This is a genomic window from Brucella sp. IR068, assembly GCF_049065885.1.
GTDB lineage: Bacteria > Pseudomonadota > Alphaproteobacteria > Rhizobiales > Rhizobiaceae > Brucella > Brucella intermedia.
Genome location: NZ_JBAKHE010000002.1, coordinates 365074 through 380643, shown reverse-complemented (window position 1 = coordinate 380643; position 15570 = coordinate 365074). Strand labels below are relative to the sequence as shown.

Genomic DNA, 15570 nt, shown 5'->3' with positions numbered 1-15570 from the left:
ATTCCATGATGTTCAAGCTGAAACTTCTGCTCTTCCGCTGGACCCGCAAGCTGAAGCAGTTCAACTACTGGCTCTGGGCACAGGCCGTGTTTCTGCTGCTTGGCCTGCTGCGCCTGTTCCCGGCGAAGGCAGCGATCAGCTTTTCGGCCAGGGTGGCCCGTCTGGTCGGGCCGCTGACGCCGCGCCACAAGGTGGCGACCGATAATCTGCGTGCAGCCTATCCAGAGAAAAGCGACGCGGAAATCGAAGACATCGCCCGCGAAATGTGGGATTCGATGGCGCGCCTTTTCGCGGAATATATCTTCCTCGACGCGGTCTTCGATTTCGATCCCTATGCGACCAAGCCGGGGCTGGTCGAAGTGGAAGGCATCCCGATTTTCGAACGGCTGCGCGACGAGAAGAAGCCGCACATCTTCTTCACCGCCCATACCGGCAATTTCGAGTTGCTGCCCATCTGCGCCGCCACTTTCGGCCTGAACGTCACGGCGCTGTTCCGCCCGCCGAACAATCCCTATATCGCCGACAAGGTGCTGAAGGCCCGCCGCACCAATATGGGCCATCTGGTGCCGTCGAAAGCCGGTGCTGCATGGTCGCTTGCGCATATCCTCGATGAAGGCGGCAATGTCGGCATGCTGGTGGACCAGAAATTCCGCCGTGGCGTGCCCTCAACCTTCTTCAATCGCCCGGTAAAGACCAACCCGCTTCTGGCCAAGCTTGCACGGCAATATGATTGCGACGTCTACCCGGCGCGCTGCATCCGCCTTCCCGGCGGGCGCTACCGGCTTGAGCTTTATGAACGCATGGAACTGCCGCGCGACGACAAGGGCGAGATCGATGTTGCGGCGACTGCGCAGCTTATGAACGATACCGTCGAGACATGGGTGCGCGAATATCCCGGCCAGTGGATGTGGTTCCACAAGCGCTGGGGATAGGATTCCCGCCCCTCATGTGCTAGGGGCTGGCCAAAGTTACGGAGATCACATATGCGCCCCATCGCCATCGCCCCGTCCATCCTTTCCGCCGATTTCGCCCGTCTGGGCGAAGAAGTCGACGCCGTGCTGGAAGCCGGTGCCGACTGGGTGCATATCGACGTCATGGACGGGCATTTCGTGCCCAACATCACTTTCGGCCCGCAGGTGGTGAAGGCGATCCGTCCGCGCACCAAGGCATTCTTCGATGCCCATCTGATGATTGCGCCATGCGATCCCTATCTGGCGCCTTTTGCCGATGCCGGTTGCGATCTCATCACAATTCACGCCGAAGCCGGGCCGCATACGCACCGTTCGCTGCAATCGATCCGCGCTCTCGGCAAGAAGGCCGGTCTGGCGCTCAACCCGGCAACGCCTGCCGAAGCGCTGGCCAATGTCATCGAAGATGTCGATCTCGTCCTCGTCATGACGGTCAATCCGGGCTTTGGCGGGCAGAAATTCATCGTCCCGATGCTCGACAAGATCAAGCGCGTTCGCGAAATGGTCGGCGACCGCCCTATCGACATTGAAGTGGATGGCGGCATCACGCCGGAAACCGCAGGCTCGGTCGTTGCCGCTGGCGCCAACATTCTCGTGGCCGGTTCGGCCGTCTACAAGGGCAATTCGGTCGAGAGCTACCGCGCCAATATCCAGGCGATCCGCGCCGCTGCCGAAGCTGCCCGCAAAAATTAAACACCCCTCTTTCTACAGGATGCACCCATGATCCCGCGCTATTCCCGGCCTGAAATGGTCGCCATCTGGTCGCCCGAAACGAAGTTCTGCATCTGGTTCGAGATCGAAGCCTATGCCTGCGAGGCGCTCGCGCAACTGGGCGTCATTCCAAAGGATGCGGCAAAGACGATCTGGGAAAAAGGCAGCGTGGCAAAGTTCGACGTCGCCCGCATCGATGAGATCGAGGCCGTAACGAAGCATGACGTCATCGCCTTCCTGACGCATCTGGCCGAATTCATCGGCCCGGACAGCCGTTTCGTGCATCAGGGCATGACCTCCTCGGACGTGCTCGACACCACGCTCAACGTCCAGCTTGTGCGCGCTGCCGACCTGCTGCTCGCCGACATGGACCGCGTTCTGGAAGCGCTGAAGAAGCGTGCTTTCGAGCACAAGGACACGGTGCGCATCGGCCGCAGCCATGGCATCCATGCCGAACCGACGACGATGGGCCTCACCTTTGCGCGTTTCTATGCCGAGATGGCGCGCGGCCGCGCCCGTCTCGTTGCGGCGCGTGCGGAAATCGCAACCGGCGCCATTTCCGGCGCTGTCGGCACTTTCGCCAATATCGACCCGCGTGTGGAAGAATATGTCTGCGCCAAGCTCGGCCTTGAGGCTGAGCCGGTTTCGACGCAGGTCATCCCGCGCGACCGCCATGCGATGTTCTTTGCAACGCTTGGCGTCATCGCCTCGTCGATGGAAAACATCGCCATCGAAATCCGCCACATGCAGCGCACCGAAGTTCTGGAAGCAGAAGAATTCTTCTCGCCGGGCCAGAAGGGTTCGTCCGCCATGCCGCACAAGCGCAACCCGGTTCTGACCGAGAACCTGACCGGCCTTGCCCGTCTCGTGCGCATGTCGGTAACGCCTGCGATGGAAAACGTGGCTCTCTGGCACGAACGCGATATTTCGCATTCGAGCGTCGAACGCGCCATCGGTCCGGACACCACCATCACGCTCGACTTTGCGCTGAACCGTCTGGCCGGCGTGATCGAAAAGCTGGTGATCTACCCGGACAACATGCTGAAAAACATGAACAAGTTCCGCGGTCTGGTGCATTCGCAGCGCGTTCTGCTGGCGCTGACGCAGGCAGGCGTGTCGCGTGAGGATGCCTATCGTCTCGTGCAGCGCAATGCCATGAAGGTCTGGGAACAGGGCGCCGATTTCCTTGAGGAACTGCTGGCCGACACGGAAGTGCGCGCCGCTCTTTCGGAAGACCAGATCCGCGAAAAGTTCGATCTCGGCTACCACACCAAGCATGTGGATACGATTTTCAAGCGCGTCTTTGGTTGAAGTGGCTCTGCCCACCCCTCCCTCACCCTTAGGAGCCGTTGAAAACGGCGTCTCGAAGGGCTGAGGGAAACACTCCGCATGCCCTCGTCCTTCGAGGCTTCGCTTCGCTTCGCACCTCAGGATGAGGGAGAGAGCACGGAGACAACAAAAAGCCCCACGTTTATGAAAACATAGGGCTTTTTTTACATTCTGACGATCGCTGGTTAGGCCTTGGTCTTGATCGTGTTGACCACATTGCCCCAAGGATCGACGAACGTGCTGTCATTACCACCGCGCGTATCTTCCAGCTCCACCCAAGCGAGGCCGGTGCGATCCTCGTCGCGCTTGCCAGCACCGGCACTCTGCCAGGCATTGGCCGCGATATGGTGATGGTAGCGCCCGGTGGACATGAAGACTGCCCGGTCACCATAGGTCTGGACGGTTTCGAGGCCGAGTTCATTGTGCCAGAAGGTTTCGGCTTCATGGGCATTACCAACGCGCAGGTGAACATGGCCGACGACCGTGTTCTGCGGCGCAAAGGTCCATTCTCCGCCTTCCTGCTTGATGACATCGAGCAGATTGCCGACATCCAGCGGATCGGTGCTCATGGCCACACGATCACCATTCCACTGCCACTGGCTGTTGGGACGGTCCGAATAGATTTCGATGCCGTTGCCTTCGGGGTCGGTCAGATAGATCGCTTCGCTCACCTTATGGTCCGACGCCCCGCTGACCGGCAATTGCTTGTCGATGGCGCGGCGCGACCAGCGCGCCAGATCGCCACGGGTCGGCAGCAGGAATGCGGTGTGATAGAGACCGGCACTGCGCGGATCGTCCGGACGGGCTGCTGAAAACTGCTCGATTTCCATCAGTTCGCGGTCGCCCGCGCCGAGAACGATCGACGCGCCACGGCGGGTCATCTCGCGCAAGCCCACCACATCACGGTAATATTCAGCCAGCGTTTCGGCGTCGCGCGCCTTGAGGCCGACGCGCGCCACTCGCATTGGCGTGGTCATCGCGAAAGGAAGCGGAGCGACAGGACGCCCGGTTTCGGCTGCCGCCGCTTTCAAATTCTGTGTCATATCGCTCTCCTTCGACGGCATTTCTGCGCGGACAGGAAGAATGTTGGCCATGACAGCAGTCCCGGCTGCGCCGAGCATCTTGCGTCTGCTGATTGCCATGTCGTTATCTCCGTCGCGTTTCAAATCTTGCCTAAACATCACCATTTGCGACATGTTTCACAAGATCGCGATCAGCGAACAGGCTGTTCATCATTCGCATGCCTTCCAGACCGGGCATACCGCAAGCACCGCTTGAAGAAGTGAGCAAGCCTCTCTAAATGGGAGGCCATGAAAGTCAAAGACGCAGATATCCTCATCATCCCCGGCTATACCAATTCCGGCCCCGACCACTGGCAGACCCGCTGGGAGAATAAACTCTCCACGGCGCGGCGTGTGCAGCAGGCGGAGTGGTCGAAACCTGTTCGCGAAGACTGGATCGGCGAAGTCGTCAAGGCTGCCAATGCGGCCACCCGTCCAATCGTTCTGGTCGCGCACTCGCTCGGCGTTGCAACAGCCGTTCATGCCGTGCCGCATATTCAGCACAAGGTCGCGGGAGCCTTTTTCGTGGCGCCTCCGGATGTTTCCAACGACAGGATCAGGCCCAAGCACCTGATGACGTTTGGCCCCTATCCGCGCGAGCGCCTGCCTTTCCCGACGATTACCGTCGTCAGCCGCAACGATCCCTTCTCCAGCTTCGAGGCTGCGGAGGACGTGGTGAAGGATTGGGGCGCTATGCTCATCGATGCAGGTGAAGCCGGACACATCAATTCGGAATCCGGGCATGGACCCTGGCCGGAAGGTTCGATGGTGTTCGCCGAGTTCATGACGCAGCTACAGGCGCCCAAGCATCATTGATCTGAGAAGAAACGGAATGGTAGGGTCTGCTACCATTCCTCCCATCGTACTTCCAATCGCCCACCCAAGGCTCGCACTGCTCGGCTGATAGCCTTGAAGTTAGGATAGTCACAACGATAACCGCGTGTTTGGAAATATCGCCCGGTACCGGCTTCATCATCCAAATCCCGCATAATCCAGTTCATTTCGTAGCAGCGGCTCCTACACTGATCGAGTGAGAGGACTCCCGTGATTTTGTAAGGTTTTTTCTTGCGCCGGTAACTATAGTAACGGGCCGCGGCCTGAATTTTCCCCCACTCGACGCCGGGAAAGGCGCTGCATATTTCCTCCTTGGTCGCTTCTGGATAAAATCTCCGCAGTTTTTGTTTCGCTGACCATCCCCAACACAACTTCTTGGGAACAAGCCCCAGTTTCTGGCAGCGTGCCTGTATTGCTTTTCTTGATCGGGTATCCAGAACTTGGCAAATCGCAAAATAATCGGGATAGAAAAACCGACATACCCGGTCTTCGTCATCAGTCCATAATCGATGCCCGCTGATCGTGAACCCGGAACGGAGTATCCTTGAGCGTATACGCTCCGCCGAATCTGCATTTCGCGATAGATATCTTAAGTCCATTGCACAAACCGACAGGCTATTTTTTCTTCACCTTCATTACGCGGAAGGAGTTGAAGGTGTTGGCTTTGTCGGTAAAAGCATCCGCGACAGATTTTGGGAGAGCGTTCAACTCCCTCAACTCGTAGGCGAGGATCGCAAAGTCAAGTTTCTTCCGTTCTATATCCTGGCTTTTAACTTCCAGAATTCGCGCTTCAATTTCCGCTTTCTGACGGAGAAGGTCATCAAGTTCAGACATGCACACCCCTCGAACGAGCGTTCGGCTAAGAGATATTTGTGATGAAATCGCGTGGGTAGTGAAAGTGAAGTAGTTCAACCAACTTATCGATCCGTCCAGCGGGCTGCCAGTTGCAATTGTTTGGGCCCAAACATTCCGGCGGGTCTACCATAAGCAAAAGAAAAGGCGGGTCACGAGCCCGCCTTTTCTTGTTCAATACCTTGCAACGGACTTAATCGCGGACCGCTTTCGTCAGCGTTTCGGCTGCCAGCCGGATGTAACCGCCATCATTGCTGAGCGTCAGGAAGCGGAAGCCAAGCGGAATGTAACGCCGCGCGAATTCCGCGGTCGGCGAATAGATGCCTGCAATCTTGCCAGCCGCAATTGCCTTGCGCGCAATGTTGCCGATCGGCTCCACAATCGCATCGGAATTCGGGTTGGCCTCGCGTCCGTTGCTCCATGCTATGGAGAAATCCGCAGGGCCGACGAAAACGCCGTCGATGCCGCGAACGTCGAGGATGGCATCGAGCGCATCATAGGCGTCCCGCGTCTCGATCATCGCGAAGGCGAGCGTGTCGTGATTTGCGGTCGTCAGATAATCGTTGGAACCCGGCGTGCCGTAATCCGCATTGGCCCTGAACACGCCCCATGAGCGCTCGCCCACCGGCGGATATTTCATGGCGGCTGCAAACCGGCGGGCATCCTCGACGGAATTGATCATCGGAGCGATGACCGCCTGCGCGCCGAAATCAAGCGCACGGCTTGCCATGTCGAAACGGCCGACGGGAACGCGCACGACGGGGGGCTTGCCGGCATTCAGGATAAGGCCCAGCGAGCGAAGCACGCTCGCCTCATCGTGGCCGCCATGTTGCATGTCGAGCGTTACGGCATCGAAAGCGCTATGGGCGAGAATTTCGACCGTCAGGGGTTCAGGAAGCGAGGACCATGCGGAGAGCACTGTTTCCCCGGCGCGAAGGCGCGAAGACAACGACATTCGAATTTCCTTCATTTCAAAGCATCGGGGCGGAAGTGCTGGTGGATTGAATTTTACGTTCGATACTCGTCCGCAATCAAACCACTAGCTGCCCTTGCGCCCCGAAACCTGCATCAATCCTGCTTTACCTGGCGGATTGCCTCTTCGAGGAAAGCAAACATCTTCTCGCGGATGACCTCGTCTGCAACGCTCACGCCCGCAGCATCGAGATCGGCGCGGATCTTGCGGAAAACATCCTCGTCGCCAGCTTCCTCGAAGTCGGCGGCAACGACTTCCTTGGCATAGGCTTCCGCCTCCGCATCCTTCTTGCCAAGCTGGTCTGCGGCCCAGAGTCCCAGAAGCTTGTTGCGGCGTGCCTCCGCCTTGAAGCGCAGTTCCGCATCAAGCGCGAATTTCTTTTCAAAAGCGTCGCGGCGATCATCCATGCCAGTGGTCATTCATAAAGCTCCCAGACTTACAAGTTAGAAGAGATCGTCATCCGTTCTCTTGCCTAAAGCTGGCAAGGGGCGCAAGATTATACAAGGGCTTAAAGACCACTTTCTTGCGACTCATACATAAACTTGCGTCAGAAACGCCGAAAACGGGGGAACGGGCACAAAGCAGGATTGTTAAAAGCCCACAATTGCTATAGGTAGCCCGCGAGAATAGCGGCTTAGAGCCGATCACCATAAATATGGAAATCCGAGAAAAGCCATGAACCGTCGCCGCCGTATTTACGAGGGCAAGGCCAAGATTCTTTATGAAGGCCCTGAACCCGGTACGCTTGTCCAATTCTTCAAAGATGATGCAACTGCCTTCAATGCAAAGAAGCATGAAGTCATCGACGGGAAAGGCGTGCTGAACAACCGCATTTCCGAGCATATTTTCACCCAGCTCAACCGCATCGGCATTCCGACGCACTTCATCCGCCGCCTCAACATGCGTGAGCAGCTGATCAAGGAAGTGGAAATCATTCCGCTTGAAGTGGTCGTGCGCAACGTTGCAGCCGGTTCGCTCGCCAAGCGCCTTGGCCTGGAAGAAGGCACCATCCTGCCGCGCTCGATCATCGAGTTCTACTACAAGGCCGATGCGCTCGACGATCCGATGGTCACCGAAGAGCATATCACGGCTTTCGGCTGGGCAAGCCCGCAGGAAATCGACGACATCATGGCGCTTGCCATCCGCGTCAACGACTTCCTCACCGGCCTGTTCCTCGGCATCGGCATCCAGCTTGTCGATTTCAAGATGGAATGCGGACGCCTGTGGGAAGGCGACATGATGCGCATCGTCGTCGCCGACGAAATTTCGCCGGACTCTGCGCGTCTTTGGGACATCACCACCAATGACAAGCTCGACAAGGACCGTTTCCGTCGCGATATGGGCGGTCTGGTCGAGGCCTATCAGGAAGTTGCGCGCCGTCTCGGCATCATGAACGAGAACGACACGCCGCGTCCGTCCGGCCCCACGCTTGTGAAGTAATCATCCGCCCAGCCCGGAAGGGCCTGGTCCCGAAAAGTGGAAGCGGTTTTCGGGATCGAGCCAGACAAGCCTTCCGGGCTGTTTCATTCGTTCTAAAATTGCAGGAACTACAGAGTGATCAAGGCACGCGTCACCGTTACACTGAAAAACGGCGTTCTCGACCCGCAGGGCAAGGCAATCGTCGGCGCGCTCGGCAGCCTCGGTTTCGACGGCGTCAATTCGGCCCGTCAGGGCAAGGTGTTCGATCTGGAACTGGAAGGCTCGGACAAGGCCAAGGTCGAAGCAGACCTGAAAGCCATGTGCGAGAAGCTGCTCGCCAACACCGTGATTGAAGATTATTCCATCGCCATCGCCTGAGCCCAACAAGGAAGCAGTCGCCATGAAATCCGCAGTCATTCTCCTTCCCGGTCTCAATCGCGATCGCGACATGATCGCGGCGCTGACCAAGATCACCGGACAGGCTCCGGTGACCGTCTGGCAGACTGACACCAGCATCCCCGACGATGTGGACCTGATCCTCATACCCGGCGGCTTCTCTTATGGCGACTATCTGCGTTGCGGCGCCATTGCCGCCCGCATGCCGGTCATGCAGGCCGTGCGCGAGAAGGCCGAAAAGGGCGTGATGGTCATGGGCGTGTGCAACGGCTTCCAGATCCTCGTCGAAGCCGGACTTCTGCCGGGCGCGCTGATGCGCAATGCCTCGCTGAAATTCGTCTGCCGCGAAGTGAAGCTCGAAGTGACCAACGCCAACACCTCGTTCACGCGCGGCTACCAGCCGGGCCAGATCATCCGCTGCCCGGTCGCGCATCATGACGGCAATTATTTCGCCGATCCCGAAACGCTGAAGCGCATCGAAGGCGAAGGCCAGGTCGTGTTCCGCTATGCCGAAGGCACCAATCCGAACGGATCGGTCAACGACATTGCAGGCATCGTCAATGCACGCGGCAATGTGCTCGGCATGATGCCGCACCCGGAAAACCTGATCGAAGCAGCCCATGGCGGCGACGATGGCCGGGCGCTTTTTGCAGGCGCACTCGGCGTCGCGGCCTAAGCTGGCAGACAGATAAACGGAAAAGGCGGCTCCCATCGAGCCGCCTTTTTTGTTGCGCTTGCCTCGCCTCAAAACTGCACTGGCAAAGCGCCGGTTTTCGTGGCAGCTTGGCTCCGGGAGGACTTTGACAAGAGACAAACCGTCGGGGTCTCCTCATTTTTGTCCGTGCATTTTTCCCGGCACAAATCGTCCATATTTTTGCTGGAAATGCCTCACAGATTTTAGCGATAAAGAATCAGGGGAATTCATTCATGCAGCTTTATTCCAGGCCTCTCTCCCCCTACTCATCTTTCGTGCGCGGCGTCCTCTACCTGAAGGACCTGCCTTTCAAGCCGATGAACCTGCCCTATCCGTTTCCGGCCGATTTCGGCAATGTCACGCCGCTCCGCCGCATACCGGTGCTGATCACCAGTTCGGGAGAAACGCTGTTTGAAGCCGCCGTCATCGCGGAATATCTGGAAGATCATTTTCCTGAAACACCCGTATTGCCCGGCACGCCGCGCGAGCGCGCGCTCATCCGCCTGCTGGCGCGCGTGACGGAACTCGACGTGCTCGGACCGACGATGAAGCTCTTCATCCTGTCGAGCAAACCCGAGCGTGACGATGCAAGCATCGAGCGCCTGTTCGACAAGATGCATACCGGACTGAAAGTGGTCGAAAGCCGCCTCTCGGACAAGGCTTTCGCCGCCGGAGACGAACCTACGCTTGCGGATTGCTGGCTGCTGCCCGTGCGTTTTCTGATGGAACCGTTGAAGAAGCTATCCGGCAAAGCGGATTTGCTGGACGCGTTCCCGAAATTCGATGCATATGCGGCCAAGGCAAAACAGCACCCGGTCTTTGAACGCATCTGGAACGAGATGAGCGACGGACTGAAGTCCTTCATGCCGCAACTCGCCTGATTCTGCCGATCTACCTCACCCCCAGCGTGCTTTTCAAAGGCACGCCCTTTCGGAGCCTCTCCTTGAAGACCAAGACTTTCGCTCTTCTGGCCCTCCCGGCCATTGCATTGCTTGCAGCCTGCACCTCCAGCAAGCCGACGCGGCCTGTTGCCGTCGATGCCAGCAAGGCTGCATTACCTACCATGGAGCGCATTGCGCTGGCCGCGAATAGCTGCTGGTTCAAATCCAAGGACAAGGATTTCCGCGGATACTCGCTTGCACCGGAACTGAATTCCTTCACCGGACGTCCGCGCATTCTGGTGGTGCCGGCCCGCAACCCGGCGTCTCGTCCGCTGCTGGTCGTGCAGGCGCAGGGAAATCCGGCTCGCGTCGAGACTTTCGGCCCCATGATGGGTGAAAGCCATGGCGGACGTATCGCCGCCGACGTCAACCGCTGGGCTTCGGGCCAGAGCGGCTGCCAGTAACAACCAGATGTGTCGCGGAAACGCCGGAACCGGCTTTCCGCGACACATTTCAACGCAAGTGAAAACGCACCTTCCGCGCTTCGCGCTCGGCTTCACCGCGCCGCAGTCCAATGTCGCGCAACTGCGCATCTGTCAGTTCGTCCAAAGCAATCCGGGTGCGCCGCAGCATCATTCGATAAGACAGCCAATTCAAAACCTGCCGTAGATATCTGCCTCGCGGTTGCGAGGCCGTTGCCAGATGCGCTTGCAATCCTTTCGGCAAATCCGCCGCCGTATCAGCCACGGGTACAGGAAGAATTGTATCTATTGTCTCGGTCTGCGGCCTGAAGTAAAACATTGTCTCGGTCCATTCCTCATAAGCAGAGCCGGTTGGGAGCCCAGTGCTGCTACGGCATCGACCTGAAAATCGAAGTCGACTTCCAGCGGAACGATGCCCGGATTCAACTGGTCGGAGCGCTCTTCAACCACGCGAACGGGCACACGATGCTCCAAGCAGTTCGTTTGATCGCCGCCTATTTACAATTCACCGGCAGCGATGAATTGACTCTATAATTGACTTGGCAATAGGTACAATTTATAAGTTGTCACCATGACAAATTGGATTCCAGACCTTTCCGGCAAGTCCGGCCCGTTTTACCTGCAACTTGCCGATGCCATCGAAGAGGCAATCGGAAATGGTGGACTGCCCGCGGGCGCAAAGCTTCCGCCGCAGCGCAATCTCGCGTTCGATCTCAAGGTAACAATCGGCACAATCGGCCGCGCCTATGCCCTGGCCCACGAGCGCGGCCTTGTCACAGGCGAAGTCGGTCGGGGAACCTATGTGCTCGGTGAAGAACCTGCCGACAATGCGCTGACCGCTTCAGGCATTGCCGGAACCAAACCCGCCGATGTCCCGTCCGGTAAAATCCGCTTCGACACGACGGCGGCGCCGGATGTTGGCCAGCACGAAGTTCTGGCCCGGATAAATGCCGACATTCATCGGGATTTTCCGCAGGATATAGCGAGCTATTCACGCTATTTCCCGCAGCACTGGCTGGAAGCCGGGCAAAGATGGCTTTCGCGGACCGACTGGCGGCCAGACCTCGACAGTATCGTCGTCACCAACGGCGCGCAGGCTGCGAGCATTGCCATCATCACGGCCTTCACCAATCCCGGCGACCGCATCCTGTTTGAAAACCTGACTTACGCGCAGATCAGCCGTTCCGTTCGCCTTCTCGGGCGGCGCACCATTCAGGCCGGTCTGGATGAATATGGTCTCATTCCGGAAGAATTCGAACGCGCCTGCCGTCAGCAGCACCCGACCCTCGCCTTCCTGATGCCGACGCTGCATAATCCCACATTGTCGGTCATGCCGGAAGAACGGCGCCGCGCCATTGCCGACATTGCACGGCGTTACAATGTCTGGCTCATCGAAGACGATATCTACGGCGTCATGTGCGACAGCCAGATTCCACCCTTGGCGAGTTTTGCGCCGGAACGCACATTCGTCGTTTCCGGCCTGTCGAAAGCCGTAGCGGCAGGGATACGCAGCGGCTGGGTCGCCTGCCCTGCCCATTGCGCGCAGCGCGTGAAGGTGACGCACAAGATGGTCACGGGCGGCGCAGCCTTCCTGCTCGCCGAAACCGGCGCGCAGCTTGTACTTTCCGGCGAGGCAGACGCCATTCACCGCAAATGCCGCGAGGAAACAGTCATTCGCGAAGAAATGGCCCGCAGAATCTTCGACGGGTTCGACTTCGTATCGAAACCATCCGTTCCGTTCCTGTGGATGGGTCTGCCCGAGCCCTGGCTTTCGGGAACGTTCAAGGCGGCGGCCTATGAAAGCGGAATCCTGATCGACGACGAGGACGAGTTCAAGGCCGGACGCGTCGACCAGATTTATCACAGGGTCCGCGTCGCCTTCTCCTCCCCCTCCGATCGCAATGTCGTTGAAAACTGTTTCCTGACGCTCCGTCGCCTGCTCGAAAACGAACAGGCCGGATATGAAGGGAGTGTCTGAAGCGCCCGGCCTCTCTTTATCGTTACTGATGTACGATTGAGGCCGGGAAAGCGGCATTTTCCTGTCGCACTTCATGGAAACTTAGGTTAAAGAGGCGCCTTGAAACCTTAGGTATCCAGCCTTCGGCAGAAGGTTTTCGGGTACCGCAGCCTGCGACGGGGTTCCCCATTTCCATGACTATTTCCAATACGCGAGACATCACGCCTGAATTGATCGAAGCGCATGGTCTTAAGCCGGACGAGTATCAGCGCATTCTCGGTCTGATCGGACGCGAGCCCACCTTCACAGAGCTGGGGATTTTCTCGGCCATGTGGAACGAGCATTGCTCCTACAAGTCGTCCAAGAAATGGCTGCGCACCCTGCCAACCAGTGGACCGCGCGTCATTCAGGGGCCGGGCGAAAATGCGGGCGTCGTGGATATTGGCGATGGCGATTGCATCGTCTTCAAGATGGAAAGCCACAATCACCCCTCCTATATCGAACCCTATCAGGGTGCGGCGACCGGTGTCGGCGGCATCCTGCGCGATGTCTTCACCATGGGTGCGCGTCCCGTTGCGGCGATGAATGCGCTGCGCTTCGGCGAACCGGATCATCCAAAGACCCGTCACCTCGTTTCGGGCGTCGTTTCCGGCGTCGGCGGCTATGGCAATTCCTTCGGCGTGCCGACCGTCGGCGGCGAAGTGAATTTCGACAAGCGCTATAACGGCAATATCCTCGTCAATGCTTTCGCGGCGGGTCTCGCCAGAACCGATGGCATTTTCTATTCCAAGGCGGAAGGCGTCGGCCTGCCGGTCGTTTATCTCGGCGCGAAGACGGGCCGCGACGGCGTCGGCGGCGCGACGATGGCATCGGCTGAATTCGACGAGTCGATCGAAGAAAAGCGCCCGACCGTTCAGGTTGGCGATCCCTTCACCGAAAAATGTCTGCTTGAAGCCTGCCTTGAACTGATGGCTTCCGGCGCAGTGATCGCGATCCAGGACATGGGCGCGGCGGGCCTCACCTGCTCCGCCGTCGAAATGGGCGCCAAGGGCGACCTCGGCATCGAACTCATCCTCGATCATGTTCCTGTCCGTGAAGAGAACATGACGGCCTATGAAATGATGCTTTCGGAAAGCCAGGAGCGCATGCTCATGGTTCTGAAGCCGGAAAAGGAAGCTGAAGCGCAGGCCATTTTCCGCAAATGGGGCCTCGATTTCGCCATCGTCGGCAAGACGACCGACGATCTGCGTTTCCGCGTCATCCATCAGGGGGAGGAAGTCGCCAACCTGCCGATCAAGGATCTTGGCGACGAAGCGCCGGAATATGATCGTCCGTGGATGGAACCCGGCAAGCACGCGCCGCTTCCTGCCAGCAATGTGCCACAGGTGGAAGATTATTCCGCGGCCCTTCTCAAGCTTATCGGCTCGCCCGACCTGTCGTCGCGTCGCTGGGTCTACGAACAGTACGACACGCTCATTCAGGGCAACTCGCTGCAGGTTCCGGGCGGTGACGCGGGTGTGATCCGCGTGGAAGGCCACGACGCCAAGGCTCTCGCCTTCTCTTCCGACGTGACGCCGCGTTATTGCGAAGCCGATCCGTTTGAAGGCGGCAAGCAGGCGGTTGCCGAATGCTGGCGCAACATCACCGCGACCGGTGCCGAGCCGCTGGCATCGACCGACAATCTGAACTTCGGCAATCCGGAAAAGCCGGAAATCATGGGCCAGCTCGTCAAGGCCATCGAAGGCATCGGCGAAGCCTGCCGCGCGCTGGATTTCCCGATCGTTTCCGGCAATGTCTCGCTCTACAACGAGACCAACGGTCAGGCCATTCTGCCGACGCCGACCATTGCCGGTGTGGGGCTCATCCCGGATTGGTCGCAAATGGCGAAGATCGGCGGCATGCAGGATGGCGACACGCTGGTGCTGCTTGGCGGCGACGGCACCCATCTCGGCCAGTCGGTTTATCTGCGCGATCTGTTCGACCGCGCCGATGGTCCTGCCCCGACGGTCGATCTTGCGCTTGAAAAGCGCAATGGCGAATTTGTCCGCTCAGCCATCCGCAACGGTCAGGTCACGGCCTGTCACGACCTTTCCGATGGCGGCCTGGCGATTGCCGTTGCGGAAATGGCAATCAAGTCCGGCAAGGGCGCCGTGATCGATGCCGGAGACGGCCTGCCTCATGCCGCACTTTTCGGTGAAGATCAGGCGCGTTATGTCGTCGCGGCCACGGCTGAAATGGCAAAGCTCATCGCCCTCAATGCCGAAGGCGCTGGGGTTCCGTTCCGCGTGCTCGGCACTGTCGGCGGCGACCGCCTGAAGATCGGCGATCTGGTCGATGTCAGCGTTGTCGATCTGACCGATGCTTTTGAAGGCTGGTTCCCGGCCTTCATGAGCGGCGAGCCTGCAACCGATAACTGACCTCGGTCCGCATCGTCGATACCTTTTGCCGCCCGGATGGAAACCCTGTCCGGGCGGTTTGCTTGTCTTTGATTTAAGCGTTAGACAGATGGTTGTTGACGTTCCACGATGGTGCGTTACGATTCGACCGAACGATAAGAAAAGGCCGGAAACGGCAGGAGATTTTGCATGGCTATGGACGCACATGAGATCGAAAAACTGATACGCGAGGGGATTCCCGACGCAAAGGTGACGATCCGCGACCTTGCCGGAGACGGAGACCATTATGCCGCCGAGGTCGTCGCGGAGAGTTTCCGCGGCAAGTCCCGCGTGCAGCAGCACCAGATGGTCTATGACGCGCTGAAGGGCAATATGGGCGGCGTGCTGCATGCACTCGCCTTGCAGACAAGCGTACCGGAATAACGGACGGCCGTTTCGGGGGGAGCAAGCCCTGCTGCGGCAAGATGCAGCTCCCCCGGAGACGGAATTCTCGCGCATTTGACTTGCTTTCGCCCGAACCGGGTGGTTACCAGCATTCAAAGCGACTATATTCGGGAAGACCTCCCAGTTTACGCCGGAATTTGCCTCGGCGTATTTGTTTAGCGCATGATCCTGTC

The 15570-nt window shown here is 58.6% G+C and carries 18 protein-coding genes; 13 read left to right on the top strand and 5 right to left on the bottom strand.

All coding sequences use genetic code 11. From position 1 onward, the window contains the following. Positions 1-5 precede the first annotated feature (5 nt). Genes ACOWVS_RS04820 through purB form a run of 3 tightly spaced genes read left to right on the top strand, consistent with a single transcriptional unit; the run spans position 6 to position 2990 of the window. Complete coding sequence (locus ACOWVS_RS04820) at positions 6-932, top strand: lipid A biosynthesis lauroyl acyltransferase (protein WP_021585033.1); 927 nt, start codon at positions 6-8, stop codon at positions 930-932. A 51-nt stretch (positions 933-983) separates the two neighbouring features. Then, positions 984-1661 (top strand): ribulose-phosphate 3-epimerase, encoded by a 678-nt coding sequence (gene rpe, locus ACOWVS_RS04815; RefSeq protein ID WP_021585032.1) that lies wholly within the window; start codon positions 984-986, stop codon positions 1659-1661. 27 nt (positions 1662-1688) lie between these two features. Continuing rightward, on the top strand, positions 1689-2990 hold the full coding sequence (purB, locus tag ACOWVS_RS04810) for an adenylosuccinate lyase (protein ID WP_075041671.1): 1302 nt from the start codon (positions 1689-1691) through the stop codon (positions 2988-2990). Between the two features lie 203 nt (positions 2991-3193). On the opposite strand, the gene ACOWVS_RS04805 is transcribed toward purB, so the two are convergent. Next, positions 3194-4150 carry a VOC family protein gene (locus tag ACOWVS_RS04805; RefSeq protein ID WP_021585031.1) on the bottom strand — a complete coding sequence of 319 codons (957 nt, stop codon included), beginning with the start codon at positions 4148-4150 and terminating at the stop codon, positions 3194-3196. 168 nt (positions 4151-4318) lie between these two features. On the opposite strand from ACOWVS_RS04805, the gene ACOWVS_RS04800 reads away from it, so the two are divergent. Beyond that, on the top strand, positions 4319-4885 hold the full coding sequence (locus ACOWVS_RS04800; RefSeq protein WP_006466630.1) for an alpha/beta hydrolase: 567 nt from the start codon (positions 4319-4321) through the stop codon (positions 4883-4885). 633 nt (positions 4886-5518) lie between these two features. Here the strand turns inward: ACOWVS_RS04800 and ACOWVS_RS04795 are convergent. From ACOWVS_RS04795 to ACOWVS_RS04785, 3 genes are all read right to left on the bottom strand, one after another. Next, the gene (locus tag ACOWVS_RS04795; RefSeq protein ID WP_006471782.1) at positions 5519-5737 is read right to left on the bottom strand and encodes a hypothetical protein; all 219 of its coding nucleotides are present in this window, start codon (positions 5735-5737) and stop codon (positions 5519-5521) included. Positions 5738-5948: 211 nt separating this feature from the next. Beyond that, positions 5949-6716 (bottom strand): HpcH/HpaI aldolase family protein, encoded by a 768-nt coding sequence (locus ACOWVS_RS04790; protein WP_025091402.1) that lies wholly within the window; start codon positions 6714-6716, stop codon positions 5949-5951. 107 nt (positions 6717-6823) lie between these two features. Then, entirely contained in the window at positions 6824-7147 is a 324-nt protein-coding gene (locus ACOWVS_RS04785; protein ID WP_006466628.1) for a DUF1476 domain-containing protein, read from the bottom strand. A 256-nt stretch (positions 7148-7403) separates the two neighbouring features. On the opposite strand from ACOWVS_RS04785, the gene purC reads away from it, so the two are divergent. The 5 genes from purC to ACOWVS_RS04760 all read left to right on the top strand — a co-directional run bounded on the left by purC (position 7404) and on the right by ACOWVS_RS04760 (position 10582). Continuing rightward, positions 7404-8168, top strand: a complete 765-nt coding sequence (gene purC, locus ACOWVS_RS04780; RefSeq protein ID WP_004688254.1) for a phosphoribosylaminoimidazolesuccinocarboxamide synthase — start codon at positions 7404-7406, stop codon at positions 8166-8168. A gap of 114 nt (positions 8169-8282) precedes the next feature. Then, positions 8283-8525, top strand: coding sequence for a phosphoribosylformylglycinamidine synthase subunit PurS (gene purS, locus ACOWVS_RS04775; protein WP_021585029.1), 243 nt, complete (start codon positions 8283-8285; stop codon positions 8523-8525). A 22-nt stretch (positions 8526-8547) separates the two neighbouring features. Continuing rightward, positions 8548-9219, top strand: coding sequence for a phosphoribosylformylglycinamidine synthase subunit PurQ (gene purQ, locus ACOWVS_RS04770; RefSeq protein WP_021585028.1), 672 nt, complete (start codon positions 8548-8550; stop codon positions 9217-9219). A 251-nt stretch (positions 9220-9470) separates the two neighbouring features. Then, positions 9471-10118 (top strand): glutathione S-transferase family protein, encoded by a 648-nt coding sequence (locus tag ACOWVS_RS04765; RefSeq protein ID WP_021585027.1) that lies wholly within the window; start codon positions 9471-9473, stop codon positions 10116-10118. Between the two features lie 62 nt (positions 10119-10180). Continuing rightward, complete coding sequence (locus tag ACOWVS_RS04760; RefSeq protein ID WP_021585026.1) at positions 10181-10582, top strand: hypothetical protein; 402 nt, start codon at positions 10181-10183, stop codon at positions 10580-10582. 49 nt (positions 10583-10631) lie between these two features. On the opposite strand, the gene ACOWVS_RS04755 is transcribed toward ACOWVS_RS04760, so the two are convergent. After that, positions 10632-10919 (bottom strand): DUF1127 domain-containing protein, encoded by a 288-nt coding sequence (locus tag ACOWVS_RS04755; RefSeq protein WP_021585025.1) that lies wholly within the window; start codon positions 10917-10919, stop codon positions 10632-10634. On the opposite strand from ACOWVS_RS04755, the gene ACOWVS_RS04750 reads away from it, so the two are divergent. The 4 genes from ACOWVS_RS04750 to ACOWVS_RS04735 all read left to right on the top strand — a co-directional run bounded on the left by ACOWVS_RS04750 (position 10919) and on the right by ACOWVS_RS04735 (position 15376). Beyond that, positions 10919-11134: a hypothetical protein gene (locus ACOWVS_RS04750; protein WP_075041668.1), complete on the top strand. Its 216-nt coding sequence runs from the start codon at positions 10919-10921 to the stop codon at positions 11132-11134. The two genes, ACOWVS_RS04755 and ACOWVS_RS04750, sit on opposite strands and share 1 nt — an antisense overlap. Before the next feature lie 37 nt (positions 11135-11171). After that, positions 11172-12578, top strand: a complete 1407-nt coding sequence (locus tag ACOWVS_RS04745) for a PLP-dependent aminotransferase family protein (protein ID WP_075041667.1) — start codon at positions 11172-11174, stop codon at positions 12576-12578. 173 nt (positions 12579-12751) lie between these two features. Further along, positions 12752-14974, top strand: a complete 2223-nt coding sequence (gene purL / locus ACOWVS_RS04740; RefSeq protein ID WP_075041666.1) for a phosphoribosylformylglycinamidine synthase subunit PurL — start codon at positions 12752-12754, stop codon at positions 14972-14974. Between the two features lie 168 nt (positions 14975-15142). After that, positions 15143-15376 carry a BolA/IbaG family iron-sulfur metabolism protein gene (locus ACOWVS_RS04735; protein ID WP_006466620.1) on the top strand — a complete coding sequence of 78 codons (234 nt, stop codon included), beginning with the start codon at positions 15143-15145 and terminating at the stop codon, positions 15374-15376. Positions 15377-15570: the final 194 nt, after the last annotated feature.

What these genes read in the sequence shown, in the direction of transcription:
- ACOWVS_RS04745 (WP_075041667.1), top strand. Translation starts at nt 11,172, where the DNA reads ATGACAAATTGGATTCCAGACCTTTCCGGCAAGTCCGGCCCGTTTTAC.
- purC (WP_004688254.1), top strand. Translation starts at nt 7,404, where the DNA reads ATGAACCGTCGCCGCCGTATTTACGAGGGCAAGGCCAAGATTCTTTAT.
- ACOWVS_RS04785 (WP_006466628.1), bottom strand. Translation starts at nt 7,147, where the DNA reads ATGACCACTGGCATGGATGATCGCCGCGACGCTTTTGAAAAGAAATTC.
- purQ (WP_021585028.1), top strand. Translation starts at nt 8,548, where the DNA reads ATGAAATCCGCAGTCATTCTCCTTCCCGGTCTCAATCGCGATCGCGAC.
- ACOWVS_RS04765 (WP_021585027.1), top strand. Translation starts at nt 9,471, where the DNA reads ATGCAGCTTTATTCCAGGCCTCTCTCCCCCTACTCATCTTTCGTGCGC.
- ACOWVS_RS04820 (WP_021585033.1), top strand. Translation starts at nt 6, where the DNA reads ATGATGTTCAAGCTGAAACTTCTGCTCTTCCGCTGGACCCGCAAGCTG.
- ACOWVS_RS04795 (WP_006471782.1), bottom strand. Translation starts at nt 5,737, where the DNA reads ATGTCTGAACTTGATGACCTTCTCCGTCAGAAAGCGGAAATTGAAGCG.
- ACOWVS_RS04755 (WP_021585025.1), bottom strand. Translation starts at nt 10,919, where the DNA reads ATGTTTTACTTCAGGCCGCAGACCGAGACAATAGATACAATTCTTCCT.
- rpe (WP_021585032.1), top strand. Translation starts at nt 984, where the DNA reads ATGCGCCCCATCGCCATCGCCCCGTCCATCCTTTCCGCCGATTTCGCC.
- ACOWVS_RS04735 (WP_006466620.1), top strand. Translation starts at nt 15,143, where the DNA reads ATGGCTATGGACGCACATGAGATCGAAAAACTGATACGCGAGGGGATT.
- ACOWVS_RS04805 (WP_021585031.1), bottom strand. Translation starts at nt 4,150, where the DNA reads ATGGCAATCAGCAGACGCAAGATGCTCGGCGCAGCCGGGACTGCTGTC.
- ACOWVS_RS04800 (WP_006466630.1), top strand. Translation starts at nt 4,319, where the DNA reads ATGAAAGTCAAAGACGCAGATATCCTCATCATCCCCGGCTATACCAAT.
- purL (WP_075041666.1), top strand. Translation starts at nt 12,752, where the DNA reads ATGACTATTTCCAATACGCGAGACATCACGCCTGAATTGATCGAAGCG.
- purB (WP_075041671.1), top strand. Translation starts at nt 1,689, where the DNA reads ATGATCCCGCGCTATTCCCGGCCTGAAATGGTCGCCATCTGGTCGCCC.